At 63.3% G+C, this 16,953-nt stretch carries 3 protein-coding genes (1 of these 3 running past the window's edge); all 3 read left to right on the top strand.

Annotated elements, in window-relative coordinates; translation table 11 throughout:
* Tightly spaced (each overlapping or abutting the next), the 3 genes in view from AC1RMX_RS20455 to AC1RMX_RS20445 form a layout consistent with a single transcriptional unit that may run on beyond the window.
* A protein-coding gene (locus AC1RMX_RS20455; RefSeq protein WP_493072859.1) for a non-ribosomal peptide synthase/polyketide synthase crosses the window boundary here: on the top strand, positions 1–239 show its 3' end. The gene continues 16,726 nt to the left of window position 1, outside the view; only the last 239 of its 16,965 coding nucleotides appear in the window; its start codon lies off the left edge, out of view; it ends in the stop codon at positions 237–239.
* On the top strand, positions 239–13,744 hold the full coding sequence (locus tag AC1RMX_RS20450) for a non-ribosomal peptide synthase/polyketide synthase (protein ID WP_493072857.1): 13,506 nt from the start codon (positions 239–241) through the stop codon (positions 13,742–13,744). The genes AC1RMX_RS20455 and AC1RMX_RS20450 overlap by 1 nt, the downstream gene beginning before the upstream one ends.
* Positions 13,741–16,953, top strand: coding sequence for a non-ribosomal peptide synthetase (locus AC1RMX_RS20445; RefSeq protein WP_493072856.1), 3,213 nt, complete (start codon positions 13,741–13,743; stop codon positions 16,951–16,953). The genes AC1RMX_RS20450 and AC1RMX_RS20445 overlap by 4 nt, the downstream gene beginning before the upstream one ends.

Here is a 16,953-nt window from a genome sequence, read left to right as displayed (position 1 = left end):
AACTGGAGCGCATCGGCCTCAACGACAACTTCTTCGAACTGGGCGGCCACTCCTTGCTGGCCGTCACCGTGGTTTCGCGCCTGCAACTGGAACTGGGCCTGAAGCTGACACCGCAATTGATTTTCCAGCACCCCGCGCTTGGCGATTTCGTCAGCCAGCTGGACGCCGCCGATGAGCAAGTCGATATGTTGAAACTGAGCAAGCTGGAATCCCTGCTTGATGAAATGGAGGAGGCTTGATGGATAGGAATGTCGCACTGAAGATTGCCAGGCGGTTCATTTGTCTGCCCCTGGAAAAGCGCACGCTCTATCTTGAAAAGATGCTCCAGGAAGGGGTTTCTCCCGCGAACCTGCCGATCCCGCAGACCCGCGAGGAGTTCACCGCGATCCCGTTGTCGTTCGCTCAGGACCGGCAATGGTTTGTCTGGCAGATGGACCCGCACAGTGCGGCCTACAACATCCCGACCGCGCTGCAGTTGCGCGGCGCCCTCGACGTGCCGGCGCTGGAGCGTGCGTTCAATGCCGTGATCGCCCGTCACGACAGCCTGCGCACGACCTTCGGTCAGGACGACGAGGGCGCTGTGCAGGTGATCCACGCGCAGCTGCCGCTGACCATCGCGGTGGATGCGCTGGATAGCGCGGCGGATCCGGCGCAACGCGAGCAGCAGATTCAGGCCTACATCAACGAACAGTTGCACCTTCCGTTCGATCTGCAGACCGGCCCGCTGATGCGCGCCAGCCTGCTGCGTCTGGCGGATGACGAGCATGTGCTGGCCGTCACCGTGCACCACATTGCGGCCGATGGCTGGTCGATGCGGGTCATGGTCGAAGAGCTGGTGCAGTTGTATTCCGGTTATGCACAGGGGCGCGACGTCAGCCTCGACGAATTGCCGATCCAGTACGCCGACTACGCCATCTGGCAGCGGCACTGGATGGAGGCGGGCGAGCGCGCGCGGCAACTGGCTTACTGGCAGGAACAACTGGGTACCGACCATTCGGTGCTGCAACTGCCGACCGATTTTCCTCGGCCGTCGGTGCAGAGCTTCCGTGGCCAGCGGCTCGACGTAACCCTCGACAATCAATTGGCTGCCGGTCTGAAAACTCTCGCCCAGCGCGAAGGCATGACCGTGTTCATGGTCTTGCTGGCCTCGTTCCAGGCCTTGTTGCACCGCTACAGCGGCCAGAACGAAATCAGCGTCGGCGTACCCAACGCCAACCGCAACCGGGTCGAGACCGAGCGCCTGATCGGCTTCTTCGTCAACACCCAGGTGCTCAAGGCACGCATTGACCCGCAGGCGAGTTTTCGCAGCCTGTTGCAACAGGTCAAGCAATCGGCGATGGGCGCCCAGGCGCATCAGGAACTGCCGTTCGAACAGTTGGTGGAAGCTCTGCAACCGGAACGCAGCCTGAGCCACAGTCCGCTGTTCCAGGTGATGTTCAACCACCAGAACCTGGCGACCGGCGAGTCGCAGCAAGGCGCGCGTCTGCCGGGGCTGCAAATCGATCCGCTGAGCATGGCCAGCCAGACCGCCCAGTTTGACCTGAGCCTGGACACCTTCGAGACCCCGGAAGGTCTCGGCGCACAGCTGACCTTCGCCACCGATCTGTTCAGCGCCGCGACCATCGAACGGATGGCCGCGCATTGGCAGAACCTGCTGGCAGCGGTTGTGGCCGACGCGAGTTGCTCGCTGGCTGAACTGGTGTTGCTCGACGCCGCAGAACGCGACGTGATTGTCGAAGGCTGGAACGCCACCGCCACTGAATATCCGCTTTCACGCAGCGTACATTCGTTGATCGAGGATCAGGTACGCACCACCCCGGACGCCTTGGCGCTGGTGTTTGGTGAACAACGCCTGACCTACGCTCAGCTCAACGCCCGCGCCAACCAGTTGGCAGCGGTGCTGATCGAAAACGGTGTCGGCCCGGAAGTATTGGTCGGCATCTCGGTCGAGCGTTCGTTGGAAATGGTCGTCGGCCTGCTGGCGATTCTCAAGGCCGGCGGTGCGTATCTGCCGCTGGATCCTGAGTACCCGCAGGATCGTCTGGCCTACATGTTCGAGGACAGCGGTATTGCCTTGTTGCTGACCCAAAGCCATCTGCTGGCGCAACTGCCGGTTCCGGCCGGGTTGCGCAGTCTGGTGCTGGATCAGGACGGTGACTGGCTGGAAGGTTGCAGCGAAGCCAACCCGGAGCTGAATATCGATCCGGAAAACCTCGCCTATGTGATCTACACCTCGGGCTCCACCGGCAAACCGAAAGGCGCGGGCAACCGCCATTCGGCGCTGGTCAACCGCTTGTGCTGGATGCAGCAGGCCTATCAGCTGACGGCTGAAGACAGCGTTCTGCAAAAGACCCCGTTCAGTTTCGACGTCTCGGTGTGGGAGTTCTTCTGGCCGTTGATGACCGGCTCCTCCTTGGTGGTCGCGGCTCCGGGCGCGCACCGTGATCCGGCGCAACTGATTCAGGTGATTACCGAGCAACGCATCACCACGCTGCACTTCGTGCCGTCGATGTTGCAGGCGTTCCTGCAAGACCCAGCGGTGGTCGAATGCACCAGCCTGACGCGGATCGTGTGCAGCGGTGAAGCGTTGCAGGTCGATGCGCAGCAGCAGGTGTTCGCCAAACTGCCGAACGCCGGGTTGTTCAACCTCTACGGCCCGACCGAAGCGGCCATCGACGTGACCCACTGGACCTGCCGCGACGAAGGTCGCGACAGCGTGCCGATCGGTCAGCCGATTGCCAACCTCAGCACCTACATCCTCGACAACAGCCTGGCGCCGTTGCCGGTCGGTGTGATCGGCGAGTTGTACCTGGGCGGCGAAGGCCTGGCCCGGGGTTACCACCGTCGCCCAGCACTGACCGCCGAGCGCTTTGTCACCAGCCCGTTCGGTGACGGCCAGCGCCTGTACCGTACCGGTGACCTGGCGCGTTACCGCGCCGACGGTGTGATCGAGTACGCCGGGCGCATGGACCATCAGGTGAAGATCCGGGGTCTGCGTATCGAACTGGGCGAAATCGAAGCGCGCCTGGCCGAGCACGATGACGTGCGCGAAACCGTGGTCATCGCTCAGGACGGCTCGTTGCTGGTGGCCTACGTGGTGCCCGACGACGAAGCCCTGTTGAGTGCCGATGACGCCAAGCGCAGCGCGAAAAACCTCGAACTCAAGGCGCATCTGGGGCAGAGCCTGCCGGAGTTCATGGTGCCGCAGCACTGGGTCTGGCTGGAAAAAATGCCGGTCAGCCCCAACGGCAAACTCGAACGCAAGGCGTTGCCGAAGTTTGATGCCAGCACCCTGCAAAACACCTTTGTCGCGCCGCAGAGCGAACTGCAAAAACACGTCGCGGCGATCTGGCAGGACGTGCTCAAGCTTGAGCGCGTCGGCCTGAGCGACAACTTCTTCGAACTGGGCGGGCATTCGCTGCTGGTGACCCAGGTGGTGTCGCGCATCCGCCGCACGCTGGATATTCAGGTGCCGCTGCGCACGCTGTTCGAACACAGCAGCCTGGAAGCGTTTGTCCGCGTCCTTGATGCCGATCAACAGACCACGCAAACCCCGATTCCACAGGTCGGCCGCGAGCAACCGCTGGCGCTGTCCTACGCACAGGAACGTCAATGGTTCCTGTGGCAGATGGACCCGCAAAGCGCCGCCTACAACATTCCCACCGCGCTGCGCCTGCGCGGCGAACTCGATCGTGCGGCACTGGAGCAAAGCTTCCAGGCGCTGATCCGGCGCCACGAAAGCCTGCGCACGGCGTTTGTCGATACAGACGGGCGCGTGCAGCAAGTGATCCGGCCGAGCGGGCAGGTCGCGTTGCACGAGCAGGCGCTGGCCAACGCCACGGATGAGCAGATCAAAGCCTTCGTCGAACAGCAGACCCAGCAGGCGTTCGACCTGTTGGCGGGCGAGTTGCTGCGGGTGGCCTTGCTGCGCATCAGTGACACCGACCATGTGTTGGTCCTGACCCTGCACCACATCGTCTCCGATGGCTGGTCGATGCAGGTGATGATCGAAGACCTGATCGCCTGCTACGCGGCGTTCAGTCAGGGCCGCGCGGCCGAGTTGCCGGCGCTGGCGGTGCAGTACGCCGATTACGCGGTGTGGCAGCGCGAGTGGATGGACAACGGCGAGCGCGAACGCCAACTGGCGTACTGGAAAACTCAACTGGGCAGCGAGCAACCGCTGCTGGAAATGCCGGCCGACCACCCGCGTCCCGCCGTGCAGAGCTTTCGCGGTGCACGCCTGAACGTGACCATCGAACCGGCGCTGGGTGACGGACTCAAGGCGCTGGCGCGGCGTGAAGGCGTGACCGTGTTCATGTTGCTGCTGGCTTCGTTCCAGACCCTGTTGCACCGTTACAGCGGTCAGTCGGATATCCGCGTCGGGGTGCCGATTGCCAACCGCAATCGTCTGGAAATCGAGCGACTGATCGGCTTCTTCGTCAACACCCAGGTGCTGCGGGCCGAGTTCGATCCGGCGCTGGATTTCGCCCGGTTGCTGCAACAGGTGAAGCACACCTCGATTGCCGCGCAGATGCATCAGGACCTGCCGTTCGAGCAACTGGTCGATGCCTTGCAGCCTGAACGCAATCTGAGCCACAGCCCGTTGTTCCAGGCGATGTTCAACCATCGCACCGAAGCCGAGTCCGATCTCGTCGCGCAATTGCCGGGGCTGAACCTGCAAAGCCTGAGCTGGGAACACCGGACCGCGCAGTTCGATCTGGCGCTGGACACCGGCGACAGCCCGGAAGGCCTGGATGCGTCCTTTACCTATGCCACTGATCTGTTCGAGGCGAGCAGCATCCAGCGCCTCGTCGGGCATTGGCTGAACCTGCTCAAAGCCGTCGTGGCTGACGCGGCGCGTCCGCTGGCCGAACTGGTGTTGCTCGACGGCGCAGAGCGCGAACTGATTGTCGAAGGCTGGAACGCCACGGCCACCGAATACCCATTGTCGCGCAGCGTGCATTCGCTGATCGAGGATCAGGTGCGCGCCACCCCGGACGCCTTGGCGCTGGTGTTTGGTGAACAACGTCTGACTTACGCCCAGCTCAACGCTCGCGCTAATCAGCTGGCAGCGGTGCTGATCGAAAACGGTGTCGGCCCGGAAGTGCTGGTCGGGATCTCGGTCGAGCGCTCGCTGGAAATGGTTGTCGGCCTGCTGGCGATTCTCAAGGCGGGCGGTGCGTATCTGCCGCTGGATCCTGAGTATCCGCAGGATCGTCTGGCCTACATGTTCGAGGACAGCGGGATTGCGCTGTTGCTGACCCAAAGCCATCTGCTGGCGCAACTGCCGGTTCCGGCGGGGCTGCGCAGTCTGGTGCTGGATCAGGAAGGTGACTGGCTGGAAGGCCGCAGCGAGGCCAACCCGGAGCTGAACATCGATCCGGAAAACCTCGCTTACGTGATCTACACCTCCGGCTCGACCGGCAAACCGAAAGGCGCGGGCAATCGTCACTCGGCACTGGTCAACCGCTTGTGCTGGATGCAACAGGCCTATCAGCTGACGGCTGACGACAGCGTGCTGCAAAAGACTCCGTTCAGCTTCGACGTGTCGGTGTGGGAGTTCTTCTGGCCGTTGATGACCGGCTCTTCGTTGGTGGTCGCGGCTCCGGGCGCGCACCGTGATCCGGCGCAACTGATTCAGGTGATCACCGAACAGCGCATCACCACGCTGCACTTCGTGCCATCAATGTTGCAGGCGTTCCTGCAGGATCCGGCGGTGGCCGAATGCACCAGCCTGACGCGGATTGTGTGCAGCGGTGAAGCCCTGCAAGTCGATGCGCAGCAGCAGGTGTTCGCCAAGTTGCCGAACGCCGGGTTGTTCAACCTCTACGGTCCGACTGAAGCAGCGATCGACGTCACCCACTGGACGTGCCGCGACGAAGGTCGCGACAGCGTGCCGATCGGTCAGCCAATCGCGAATCTGAGCACCTACATCCTCGACAACAGCCTGGCGCCGTTGCCGGTCGGTGTGATCGGCGAGTTGTACCTGGGTGGCGAAGGCCTGGCCCGTGGTTATCACCGTCGTCCGTCGCTGACTGCCGAGCGCTTTGTCACCAGTCCGTTCGGTGACGGCCAGCGCCTGTACCGCACCGGTGACCTGGCGCGCTATCGCGCCGACGGTGTGATCGAGTACGCCGGGCGTATGGACCATCAGGTGAAGATCCGTGGTCTGCGCATCGAACTGGGCGAAATCGAAGCGCGTCTGGCCGAACACGATGACGTGCGCGAGACCGTGGTCATCGCTCAGGACGGTTCGTTGCTGGTGGGTTATGTGGTGCCGAACGACGAATCGCTGCTTGAGGCGGACGATGATCGTCGCCAGGCCTTCCAGCGCCGCCTCAAGGAACACCTGAGCCAGAACCTGCCGGAGTACATGATCCCGCAACACTGGCTGTTGCTGGCGAAGATGCCGGTCAGCCCCAACGGCAAACTCGAGCGCAAAGCCCTGCCGAAAGCCGATCTGAGCGTCAGCCAAAAAGCCTACAGCGCGCCGACCAGCGAGATCGAGCAAGCGCTGGTGGCGATCTGGCAGAACGTGCTGGGCCTGGAGCAGGTGGGCATTCACGACAACTTCTTCGAGCTGGGCGGGGATTCGATCATCTCGATTCAGGTGGTCAGCCGCGCGCGTCAGGCCGGGATTCATTTCAGTCCCAAGGATCTGTTCCTGCACCAGAACGTGCAGAGTCTGGCGGCGGTGGCCAAGGTCGGTGTGGCCGGTCCGAGCATCGATCAGGGCCCGGTGACGGGCGACAGTCCGTTGCTGCCGTTCCAGCAATTGTTCTTCGACAGCGCCATGGCCGAGCCACATCACTGGAACCAGTCGGTGTTGCTCAAACCGCGCGAAACGCTGGAGGCCGCCCACGTCGAACAAGCGTTGCAGGCGCTGCTGGTGCAGCACGATGCCTTGCGACTGGCGTTCAGCCAGCGTGACGGCCAGTGGTCTGCAACTCACCGTGCCCCGGGCGTCGAACCGCTGCTCTGGCAACACGCGGTGGCGGATGATGCCGCGCTGGAACAACTGGGCGAACAGGCGCAACGCAGCCTCGACCTGGCAAACGGCCCGTTGCTGCGGGCACTGTTGGCGACCTTGGCCGATGGCAGCCAGCGCTTGTTGTTGGTGATCCATCACCTGGCGGTCGACGGGGTGTCGTGGCGGATTCTGCTGGAAGACCTGCAACAGGCGTATCAGCAGTTGCAGGCCGGTCAGACACTCAAACTGCCGGCCAAGACCAGCGCTGCGAAAACCTGGGCGCAACGTCTGCAAACCTACGCCGCCAGCCCGGCACTGCAAACGGAATTGGGTTTCTGGCAGGCGCAGTTGCAAGGCGCGAAGGTTGAACTGCCGCTGGATCACGCGGATGGCGCGCTGCAAAACCGCTACGCCGCGAGCGTCGAAACCCGCCTCGACAAAGAGCAGACCCGCCAACTGCTGCAACAGGCACCGGCGGCGTATCGCACGCAGGTCAACGACCTGTTGCTGACCGCGCTGGCGCGGGTCATTTCCCGCTGGACCGCCAGCGAATCGACCCTGATTCAGCTCGAAGGCCACGGCCGTGAAGACCTGTTCGATGAACTGGATCTGAGCCGCACCGTGGGCTGGTTCACCAGCCTGTTCCCGGTCCGGTTGACCCCGACTGGTGATCTCGCCGGTTCGATCAAGGCAATCAAGGAGCAACTGCGCGCGATTCCGGCCAAAGGCCTCGGTTTCGGTGCGCTGCGTTATCTGGGCGACGACGCGGCGCGTCAGACCCTGCAAGCGTTGCCGATGCCGCGCATCACCTTCAACTACCTGGGTCAGTTCGATGCCGGTTTCGCTGACGATGGCGGCGCGCTGTTCAGCCCGACCAACGAACCGGCCGGCGCCGAACAGAGCCCGTTGGCGGCGCTGGGTAACTGGCTGACGCTCAACGGTCAGGTGTATGGCGGTGAGTTGAGTGTCGGCTGGACGTTCAGTTCGCAGATGTTCGACACCGCGACCATTCAGGCGCTGGCCGATGCCTATGCGCAGGAACTGAAGGCACTGCTGGAGCATTGCTGCCAAAGCGACAGCCACGGCGTAACGCCGTCGGACTTCCCGCTGGCGCAGCTGACTCAGGCGCAGCTCGATTCGCTGGCACTGGCGCCGCAACAGATCGAGGACATTTATCCACTGTCGCCGATGCAGCAGGGCATGTTGTTCCACACCCTGTACGAGCAACAGGCCGGCGATTACATCAATCAGATGTGCGTCGATGTTCAAGGCCTGGACATCGAACGCTTCCGTGCGGCGTGGCAAGACGCGCTGGATGCCCACGATGTGCTGCGCAGCAGTTTTGTCTGGGACGGTGAATTCCAGCGTCCGGCGCAAATCATCCACAAGCACCTGACGGTGCCGTTCAGTGTGCTCGACTGGCGTGACCACGCGGACCTGCCGCAAGCCATCGCCGCCCTGGCGCTGGCCGAACAGCAGCAAGGTTTCGAACTGGGCGCCGCGCCGTTGTTGCGTCTGGTGGTGGTGCGTACCGCTGCCGATGCCTGCCGCCTGATCTACACCAGCCATCACATCCTGATGGATGGCTGGAGCAATTCGCAGTTGCTCGGCGAAGTGCTGCAACGCTACAGCGGTCAGCCACCGGCCGGCGGTGCGGGTCGTTATCGCGATTACATTCAGTGGCTGTCGCGACAGGACGCGCACGTCAGCGAAGCGTTCTGGAACGCGCAACTGGCCGACCTGCAAGAGCCGACCCGACTGGCGCGCGCGTTTGCCGCAGTGCAACCGGTCAAGGGCCATGGCGAGCGTTTCCATGTGCTGGACGAGGTGCGCACGCGCCAGCTCAACGAGTTTGCCCGTGGCCACAAAGTCACCCTCAACACGCTGGTGCAAAGTGCCTGGCTGCTGCTGTTGCAACGCTTCACCGGGCTCGACACCGTCAGCTTCGGTGCGACCGTGTCCGGGCGTCCGGCGCAACTGGCCGGCGTCGAGCAACAGATCGGCCTGTTCATCAACACCTTGCCGGTGATCGCCAGTCCGCGTGCCGAGCAAACGCTGAGTGCCTGGTTGCAACAGGTACAGGCGCAAAACCTCGCACTGCGCGAGCAGGAACACACGCCGCTGTTCGAGATTCAGCGCTGGGCCGGGCAGGGCGGTGAAGCGCTGTTCGACAACATCCTGGTGTTCGAAAACTACCCGGTGTCCGAAGCGCTGCAACAAGGTGCGCCGCAGGATCTGCGCTTTGGCGAAGTGGCCAATCACGAACAGACCAACTACCCGCTGACCCTGGCGGTCAGCCTGGATGCACAGCTGTCGCTGCACCTGAGTTTCGACCGTGAGCAGTTCGACGGGCGTTCGGTCGAGCAACTGGCGAGCCAGCTCGATCACCTGTTGCAACAGATGGTGCAGGCACCGGCGTCGACCCGTCTCGGCGAACTGGCACTGGCGGCCGGGCCGATGCTCCCCGCCATCGACGCGCCGGCCAGCGAACATTGCGTGCATCAGTGGTTTGAACAGCAAGTGGCGCAAACCCCGGACGCCATTGCGCTGATATTTGAAGATCGGCAACTGACTTACGCCGAGCTCAATGCGGCCGCCAACCGCGTGGCCCACGGCTTGTTGCAACACAACGTCGGCAGCGATGTGCTGGTGGGGATTGCGGTTGATCGTTCGATGGACATGATCATCAGCCTGTTGGCCGTGCTCAAGGCGGGCGGCGCCTATGTGCCGCTGGACCCTGGCTACCCGGCCGACCGACTGCTGGCGATGATCGAAGACAGCGGCCTGCGCCTGATGCTCAGCCAGCAACACCTGCTGCAGCGACTGCCATCGGTGGCTGGCGTGCGCACGCTGACAGTGGACGGCGATGCATGGCCGTTGCTCGACAGCAACCCGTCACCCGTCGTGCACGGGCAGAGCCTGGCGTACGTGATGTTTACCTCCGGCTCGACCGGGCGCCCGAAAGGCGTGGGCATCAGCCACGCCACGCTGGCGCGGCACACCCGTGTGTCCGAGGCCTACAAAGGCCTGTCGGCCAGTGATCGGGTGCTGCAATTTGCCACGTTCAACTTCGACAGTTTTGTCGAACAGGTCTACCCGGCGCTGGTCTGCGGTGCTGCGGTGGTGTTGCGCGGCAACGAGGTGTGGGACAGCGAAACCCTGTATCAGCAAATTATCGACCGGGACATCAGCATCGCCGACCTGACCACGGCCTACTGGAACGTGGTGGTGCAGGACTTCGCCGACCACGGCCCGCGCGACTATGGCCGTCTGCGCCAGATGGTGGTGGGCGGTGAAGCCATGCCGCCGCAAGGCCTCGCGGCGTATCAGCGTGCAGGGCTTGAACAGGTGCAACTGATCAACGCTTATGGCCCGACCGAAGCGACGGTCACCAGCACCGTGCTCGATTGCGTCGAGTACGTGCAGGGCGGCCAGCCGCTGCCGGCGGCATTGCCGATTGGTCACGGTCTGGCAGGGCGCACGATTCATATCCTCGACAGCGCCGGGCAGCCGGTGCCGCAAGGTGTGGTGGGCGAGTTGCTGATCGGTGGCGAGCTGTTGGCGCGGGGTTACTTCCAGCGTCCTGACCTGACGGCTGATCGATTCCTGCCGGATCCGTTCAGCGCGGTGGGTGGGCGGCTGTATCGCACCGGCGATCTGGCGCGGGTCAACGCCGATGGATTGATCGAATACGTCGGGCGTCTCGATCATCAGGTCAAGGTGCGCGGTTTCCGCATTGAACTGGGCGAGATCGAGACTTGCCTGTTGCGCCAGGACGGTGTGCGTCAGGCGTTGGTGCTGGCGCAGCCGGGGGCAGGAGGTCAGCAACTGGTGGCTTACGTCGTGCCACACGACGAATCACTGGCCAGCAACGCTGATGCAGCGCTGCTTCAAACACTGCGCGACGGACTGAAAAACAGCCTGCCGGACTACATGCAGCCAAGCCATGTCCTGCTGCTGACGCAATTGCCGATCGGCCCGAGCGGCAAGCTGGATCGCAAGGCCTTGCCACTGCCGGACAGCCAGGTGTCGAGCGAAGATTTCGTCGCACCACAGGGCCAACTGGAGCAACAGATCGCTCAGGTCTGGCAGGACGTGCTGGAGCGCGAGCAGATCGGGCGCAACGAGCACTTCTTCGAGGCCGGCGGGCATTCGTTGCTGGCAACCCAGGCCGTCTCGCGCTTGCGCAAAGTCACCGGTCTGACGCTGAGCCTGCGCGATCTGTTCGGCGCGCCGGTGCTCAAGGATCTGGCGGCGGTCATGCAGGCCAACGTCGGGACCGAGCTGGCGGCGTTCGATTCGCGTCAGGTCGAGCTCAAGGCTCATGGCGCCAAGAGCAGCGCGCCGTTGTCGCTGGTGCAGCGCCGTCTGTGGATCGCCGAGCAATTGTCCGGTGGCACGTCCGCCTATGGCATGCCGATGGCGTTGCGTTTGCGCGGTGACTTGTCGGTGCAGCGCCTGCTGGCGAGTTTTGCCGAGGTGGTGCGGCGCCATGAGGTGTTGCGCACGGCCTATGTGCAGGACGACGAAGGCGATCCGATTGCCGTGATCGTCGATGAGGTCGAGCTGGATTTCCCGCTGATCGATCTGTCCGGCCTGTCGCGCAGCGATCAGGAAGAACAGGTGGCGCAAGCCGTCCTCGACAACGCCAACACGCCGATCGACATGGAGCAGGCGCCGCTGTTGCGCGGACGCATCCTGCACCTGAGCCCGAGCGAACATGTGTTGCTGTATTCGATGCACCACATTATTTCCGACGGTTGGTCGATGGGTGTGTTGATCAACGAGCTGGTGGAAATCTACGACCGCGCCAGCGCCGGCGAACCGCATGCCTTGCCGGCCCTCGCCGTGCAGTATTCGGACTTTGCCCTGTGGCAACAGGCGCTGGAACAACAGGGCGTGCTCGGGCAGCAGGCGACGTTCTGGAAAGAACAACTGGCGGGCTACAACGGCCAGCTCAATCTACCGCTGGACAACCCGCGCGGTGCGACGCCGTCCTACGCTGGCGACGCGGTGCAGTTTGCCCTCGGTGCGCAGTTGAGTCGCGACGTCCGGGCGCTGGCCTCTCGGGCCGGTGTCACGCTGTACAGCACATTGCTGGCGTCGTTCCAGGTATTGCTGCACCGGGTCAGCGAAGGCGCCGACGTGTTGGTCGGTGCCGACGTGGCCGGGCGTGAGCGGGCAGAGCTGGAGCGCTTGATCGGCTTCTTCGTCAACGTGCTGCCGCTGCGTTCGCGGTTTGCGAGTGAAGCCTCGTTCAGCGGCTTCCTGACGCAGACCCAGGACACGCTGCTGCAAGCGCTGGAGCATCAGGACCTGCCGTTCGACATGATCGTCGATGCGTCGGGCGTGCCCCGTCACAAAGGCATGAACCCGCTGGTGCAGGTGCTGTTCGTGATGAACAACCTGCCGGGCCGCACCCAGGCCATGGGCGGTTTGAACGTCGAAGCGCTGCCGTCGCTGGAGACCCATTCTAAATTCGACATGGCATTGTTCGTTGACGAAGAAGAAGGGCAATTGCTGGGTAATTGGCAATTCGCCACAAGCTTGTTCGGACATGAGCGCATTCAGTACCTGGTCAAGGCCTGGATAGCCCTGTTGGAACAGATCGTCGCTGATCAGGACATTCAATTGGGAGCTATCAGCATGCCAGTCGACAATTTAGCAGCGGCCACCCGGCCGTCTGCCCCCGGACCCAAGGCCGACAAACTGGGCAAATTCCTCAAGCGCGGCGCCGCCCCGGTGGCCAAGGCACGCCCGGCGCCAGTGCGTGAATCGTTGATGGCGGCGCCACAACCGTTTCCGCTGCTGGTGGAACCGAACGAGCCGCAACTGGACCTGATCGAGTGGATCAAGAACAACCGGCCGCTGATCGAGGCGAAGCTCGCCACCCACGCCGGCATCCTGTTCCGCGGTTTTGAGCTCGATGGCATTCAGGGCTTTGAAGCCTTCGCCGAAGCGATCCAGCCCGGCTTGTACGGCCAGTACGGCGATCTGCCGAAGAAAGAGGGCGGCAAGAACACCTACCGCTCCACGCCGTACCCGGAACGCAAGATGATTCTGTTCCACAACGAGAGCTCCCATCAGGACCGCTGGCCGCGCAAGCAGATGTTCTATTGCGAAGTGGCGGCCCCGGTTGGCGGCGCGACGCCGGTGGTGGATTGCCGCTTGATGTACGAAAAACTGCCGGCGGATCTGCGCGACAAGTTCGAGGAAAAAGGCCTGCTGTATGTGCGCACCTTCACCGACAAACTGGACGTGTCGTGGCAGCACTTCTTCAAGACCGAAGACCGTGCCGAAGTCGAGGCCCGTTGCCGGGCCGGCGGTATCGAATGGCGCTGGCTGGACAACGACGAACTGCAAACCCGCACCCCGGGCCCGGCGATCATTCGCCACCCGGTGACCGGTGCGAAATCGTTCTTCAACCAGGTGCAACTGCACCACATCTACTGGCTGGAGCCGGATGTGCGTGAAGACCTGTTGTCGATGTTCGGCCTGGAGCGCATGCCGCGCCACGTTTACTACGGGGACGGCACGCCGATCGAAGACGAAGTGATGCAGCGCATCGGTGAGCTCTACGAAGCGTGCGCCGTGCGGTTCGACTGGCAGAAGGGCGACGCCATTCTGCTCGACAACATGCTGGTGGCGCATGCCCGCGATCCGTTCGAAGGTCCGCGCAAGATTGTCGTGGCCATGGGTGACATGTTCGACCACAGCGACTTGCAAGGCGCCCGTGGCGAGCCGGTCCGCGCAACCGAAGGAACAGAGGCATGAACGAGGTGGTGATGGAACAACAGGACGTGGGGCAGGCGTTGACCCCCGAGCAACAGATGCTCTGCGATCAACTGCCCGGCGCTGCATGCTGGGCCGATGCCGCACGTTTCCTGCGCATCGATATTTCCGGCGAGCTCGACGTGGCGCGCCTGCAAGCGGCCTTCGACCAGGTGCTGGCACAGCAACCGATGCTGCTGGCCCGGCTGGCCAAGGCCCCGGGTTTTCATGGTCTGCGCCAGTTCACCGACGTCGCCGAGCGCTTTCCGCTGACGGTGCAAAACGCACCGGCCAGCGAAGCGGAGATTCAGGCGCAATTGACCGAATGGGCGCAGCGCGCCTTTGTGCCCGGCGAGTCAGCCGGTGTGCAAGCGGTGTTGTACGCGCTGCCCGAACAGCGTTGGACGCTGCTGCTGGGCGCGGCCCGTCACAGTCTGGATGACAATGCGCTGACGCTGGTCTATCAGCAGTTGCTGCGCGCGTATGAACAGCGTGAATGGCCTGAAGACGAAGAGTCGGGTGAGTTCGGTCAGTACCTGGAATGGCGCAGCGAAGTGATCCTCGACGAGGATGCCGCAACCGCCCGGGCGTATTGGCAGGCACAACTCAATGGCGTCGATGCGACCCTGTCGACGCCTTGGCTGGCGGCGCGCGAATCCACGGTGTCGGGCGCTGATTCGGCGAGCCTCAGCAAGCCACTCGACGCTCCATTGATCGCGGGGCTTGAACGTCTGGCGCAGACCGTTGCACAACCCGTTGCAGTGCTGATGCAAAGTGCCTGGTGGTTGCTGCTGGCGCGTTTGACTGGTCGAGACGAAGTGCTGATGGGCTGGCGCCACGATGGCCGCGAAGACTATGAGTATTTCTCCGGCGCGATTGGCGTGTTCGAGAAAACCCTGCCGCTGAATCTGCCTGTGGATGCCGAACAGTCATTCGCGCAATGGCTGCCGACAGTCGCCGCGCGCCTGGAAGAACATCGTCTCTGGCAGGAATACTGGGCCCCTGAACTGCAACCGGCGGCTGCGCGCCCGGCCTATGGTTTTGCGTTGCATCGTCAGGCACAGCCGGTGGCGATCGGCGCGACCCGCTGCACAGCGCAACGGGTGGAAACCGGGCGTGGTGGCGTATTCGAGTTGCTGCTGCAAGTGCAGTTGAACGCGGAAAACGTGGCCAGCGCGGTGGCGCTTGAATATGCCGCGCAGCGCTACAGCAAGGCGTCGATGCAAGTGCTGCTGGATCAATACGTCACGCTGCTGGGCCAGATCGTGGCCGACGCACACGCGCCGCTGAATACGACCAGCCTGCTGACCGAGGCCGAGCGTCAGCGCTTGCTGTCGATCAATCCGTCGGCGCGATCCTGGGCTGACATCTCTTTGCTGCCACAACGCATCGCCGAATGGGCGCAGTCCACGCCAGAAGCGCTGGCACTGACCGATGAGACCGGCCGCCTGAATTACGCGCAGTTGCAGGCGCAGATCGAGCGACTGGCGGCGGGGTTGCATGCCGAGGGTGTGGGCCGTGATTCGATCGTCGCGCTGGCCTTGCCGCGTTCGGCGGCGCTGGTGGTGGCGATGCTCGCGATCTGGCGAGTGGGCGCGGCGTATCTGCCGCTGGATCGCCAATGGCCGCTGGCCCGTCAGCAACTGATGCTCGAACAAGCGCGTGCCGGTCTGTTGTTGACCGATGCCGCGCAGATCGCTGAGTGGCACGACAGCGTGCTGCCGGTGCGTTCTATCGATCAATTGCTGGCAGCTGATGCAGCCCCGGCCCCGGCCCATGAAACACAAGGCAGCGATCTCGCTTACGTGCTGTTCACTTCGGGTTCTACCGGTACTCCGAAAGGCGTGTTGATCGAACACCGTCATCTGCTCAACTACACCGCCAGTGTCAGCACGGCACTGGGGCTGGACGGTCACCGGCACTTCGGTCTGACCTCCACGGTGGCGGCGGATCTGGGCAACACCACGTTGTTCGGCGCGCTGTTCAACGGGGCGGCGCTGCACGTGGCCAGCGATGAACAGATGCAAGACGCACAGGCATTCGCCGGCTACCTGCAAGAGCATGCCGTCGACTGCCTGAAAATCGTCCCGTCGCATCTGGCCGCGCTGCTCGACAGCGACACGCCGCGTTTGCCGCGAACTCTGGTGCTGGGCGGGGAGGCGATTGCCGCACCGCTGATCCAGCGCATCGCGCAGGTGCGTGGCGATTGCCAGGTGTTCAACCACTACGGCCCGACCGAAACCACGGTCGGCGTGATGGTGCACAAGGTTGCGCCGGGGCAGGGCGCCGGTCTGCTGAGCCAGGTGCTCGACAACAATCAGGTGTACGTGCTCGACGCGCAGCTGCGATTGGCGCCGGTCGGTGTCGTCGGCGAGTTGTATGTCGGCGGTGCGCAGCTGTTTCGCGGTTACGTCAATGTCGAAGCCGAGGCAGGACTGTTGATCGACAACCCGTTCATCAGCGGCGAACGCCTGTATCGCACCGGCGATCTTGCGCGCTACTCGCCTGAAGGCGCGATTGTCCTGCACGGGCGGCGCGATCATCAGATCAAGGTGCGCGGTTTCCGCATCGAGCTGACGGAAGTCGAGGCGCAATTGCTGCGCCTGCCATCCGTGCAGGAAGCGGTGGTGATTGCCGGGGACAGCCCTGAGCAAGGCTTGCAGGCGTTTGTCGTGGCGCGTGAATCGCTGGCGGCGGACAGTCTGCGTGAGCAACTGGCGCAGCAACTGCCGGCGGTGATGGTGCCGCAGCAGATTCGCTTCATCGAGCGCCTGCCACGGTTGGCCAACGGCAAGATCGACCGCAAGGCCTTGCAGCAACTGGCCGATCAAGGTGTCGACGACGATTACGTCGCGCCACGTGACGCCCTCGAAACCTTGCTGGCCGGGCGCATGGCGCAGTTGCTTGGGCAGGATCGCCTGAGCATCGAACGCGATTTTTTTGCCGCCGGTGGTCATTCGTTGCTGGTGATCAAACTGGTTGCGGGTATTCGCAAGCTGTTGCAGTGCGAAATCCACCCGGGTGTGGTCTTCGACCATCCGACCGTGGCCGGGCTTGCGCAAGCGTTGCGTGGCCAGGAAGCGAGTCCCGGGCAACTGGACAAACTGGCTCAGGCGCGGGTGCGTCTCGAGTCCATGAGCCCCGAGGAAAAAGCCCTGCTGACCGAAAAGGCCCGGCAGCTGCAAGCCGCCAAGGTGGCCCAGGACGTTTAA

The sequence above is a fragment of the Pseudomonas sp. GW822-FHT03F04 genome, assembly GCF_058801405.1.
Note: the sequence above shows the minus strand (reverse complement) of the source record. Positions and strands in the feature narration are given on the sequence as shown.

Coding starts and splice junctions, on each gene's coding strand:
- AC1RMX_RS20445 (WP_493072856.1), top strand. CDS start 13,741: ATGAACGAGGTGGTGATGGAACAACAGGACGTGGGGCAGGCGTTGACC.
- AC1RMX_RS20450 (WP_493072857.1), top strand. CDS start 239: ATGGATAGGAATGTCGCACTGAAGATTGCCAGGCGGTTCATTTGTCTG.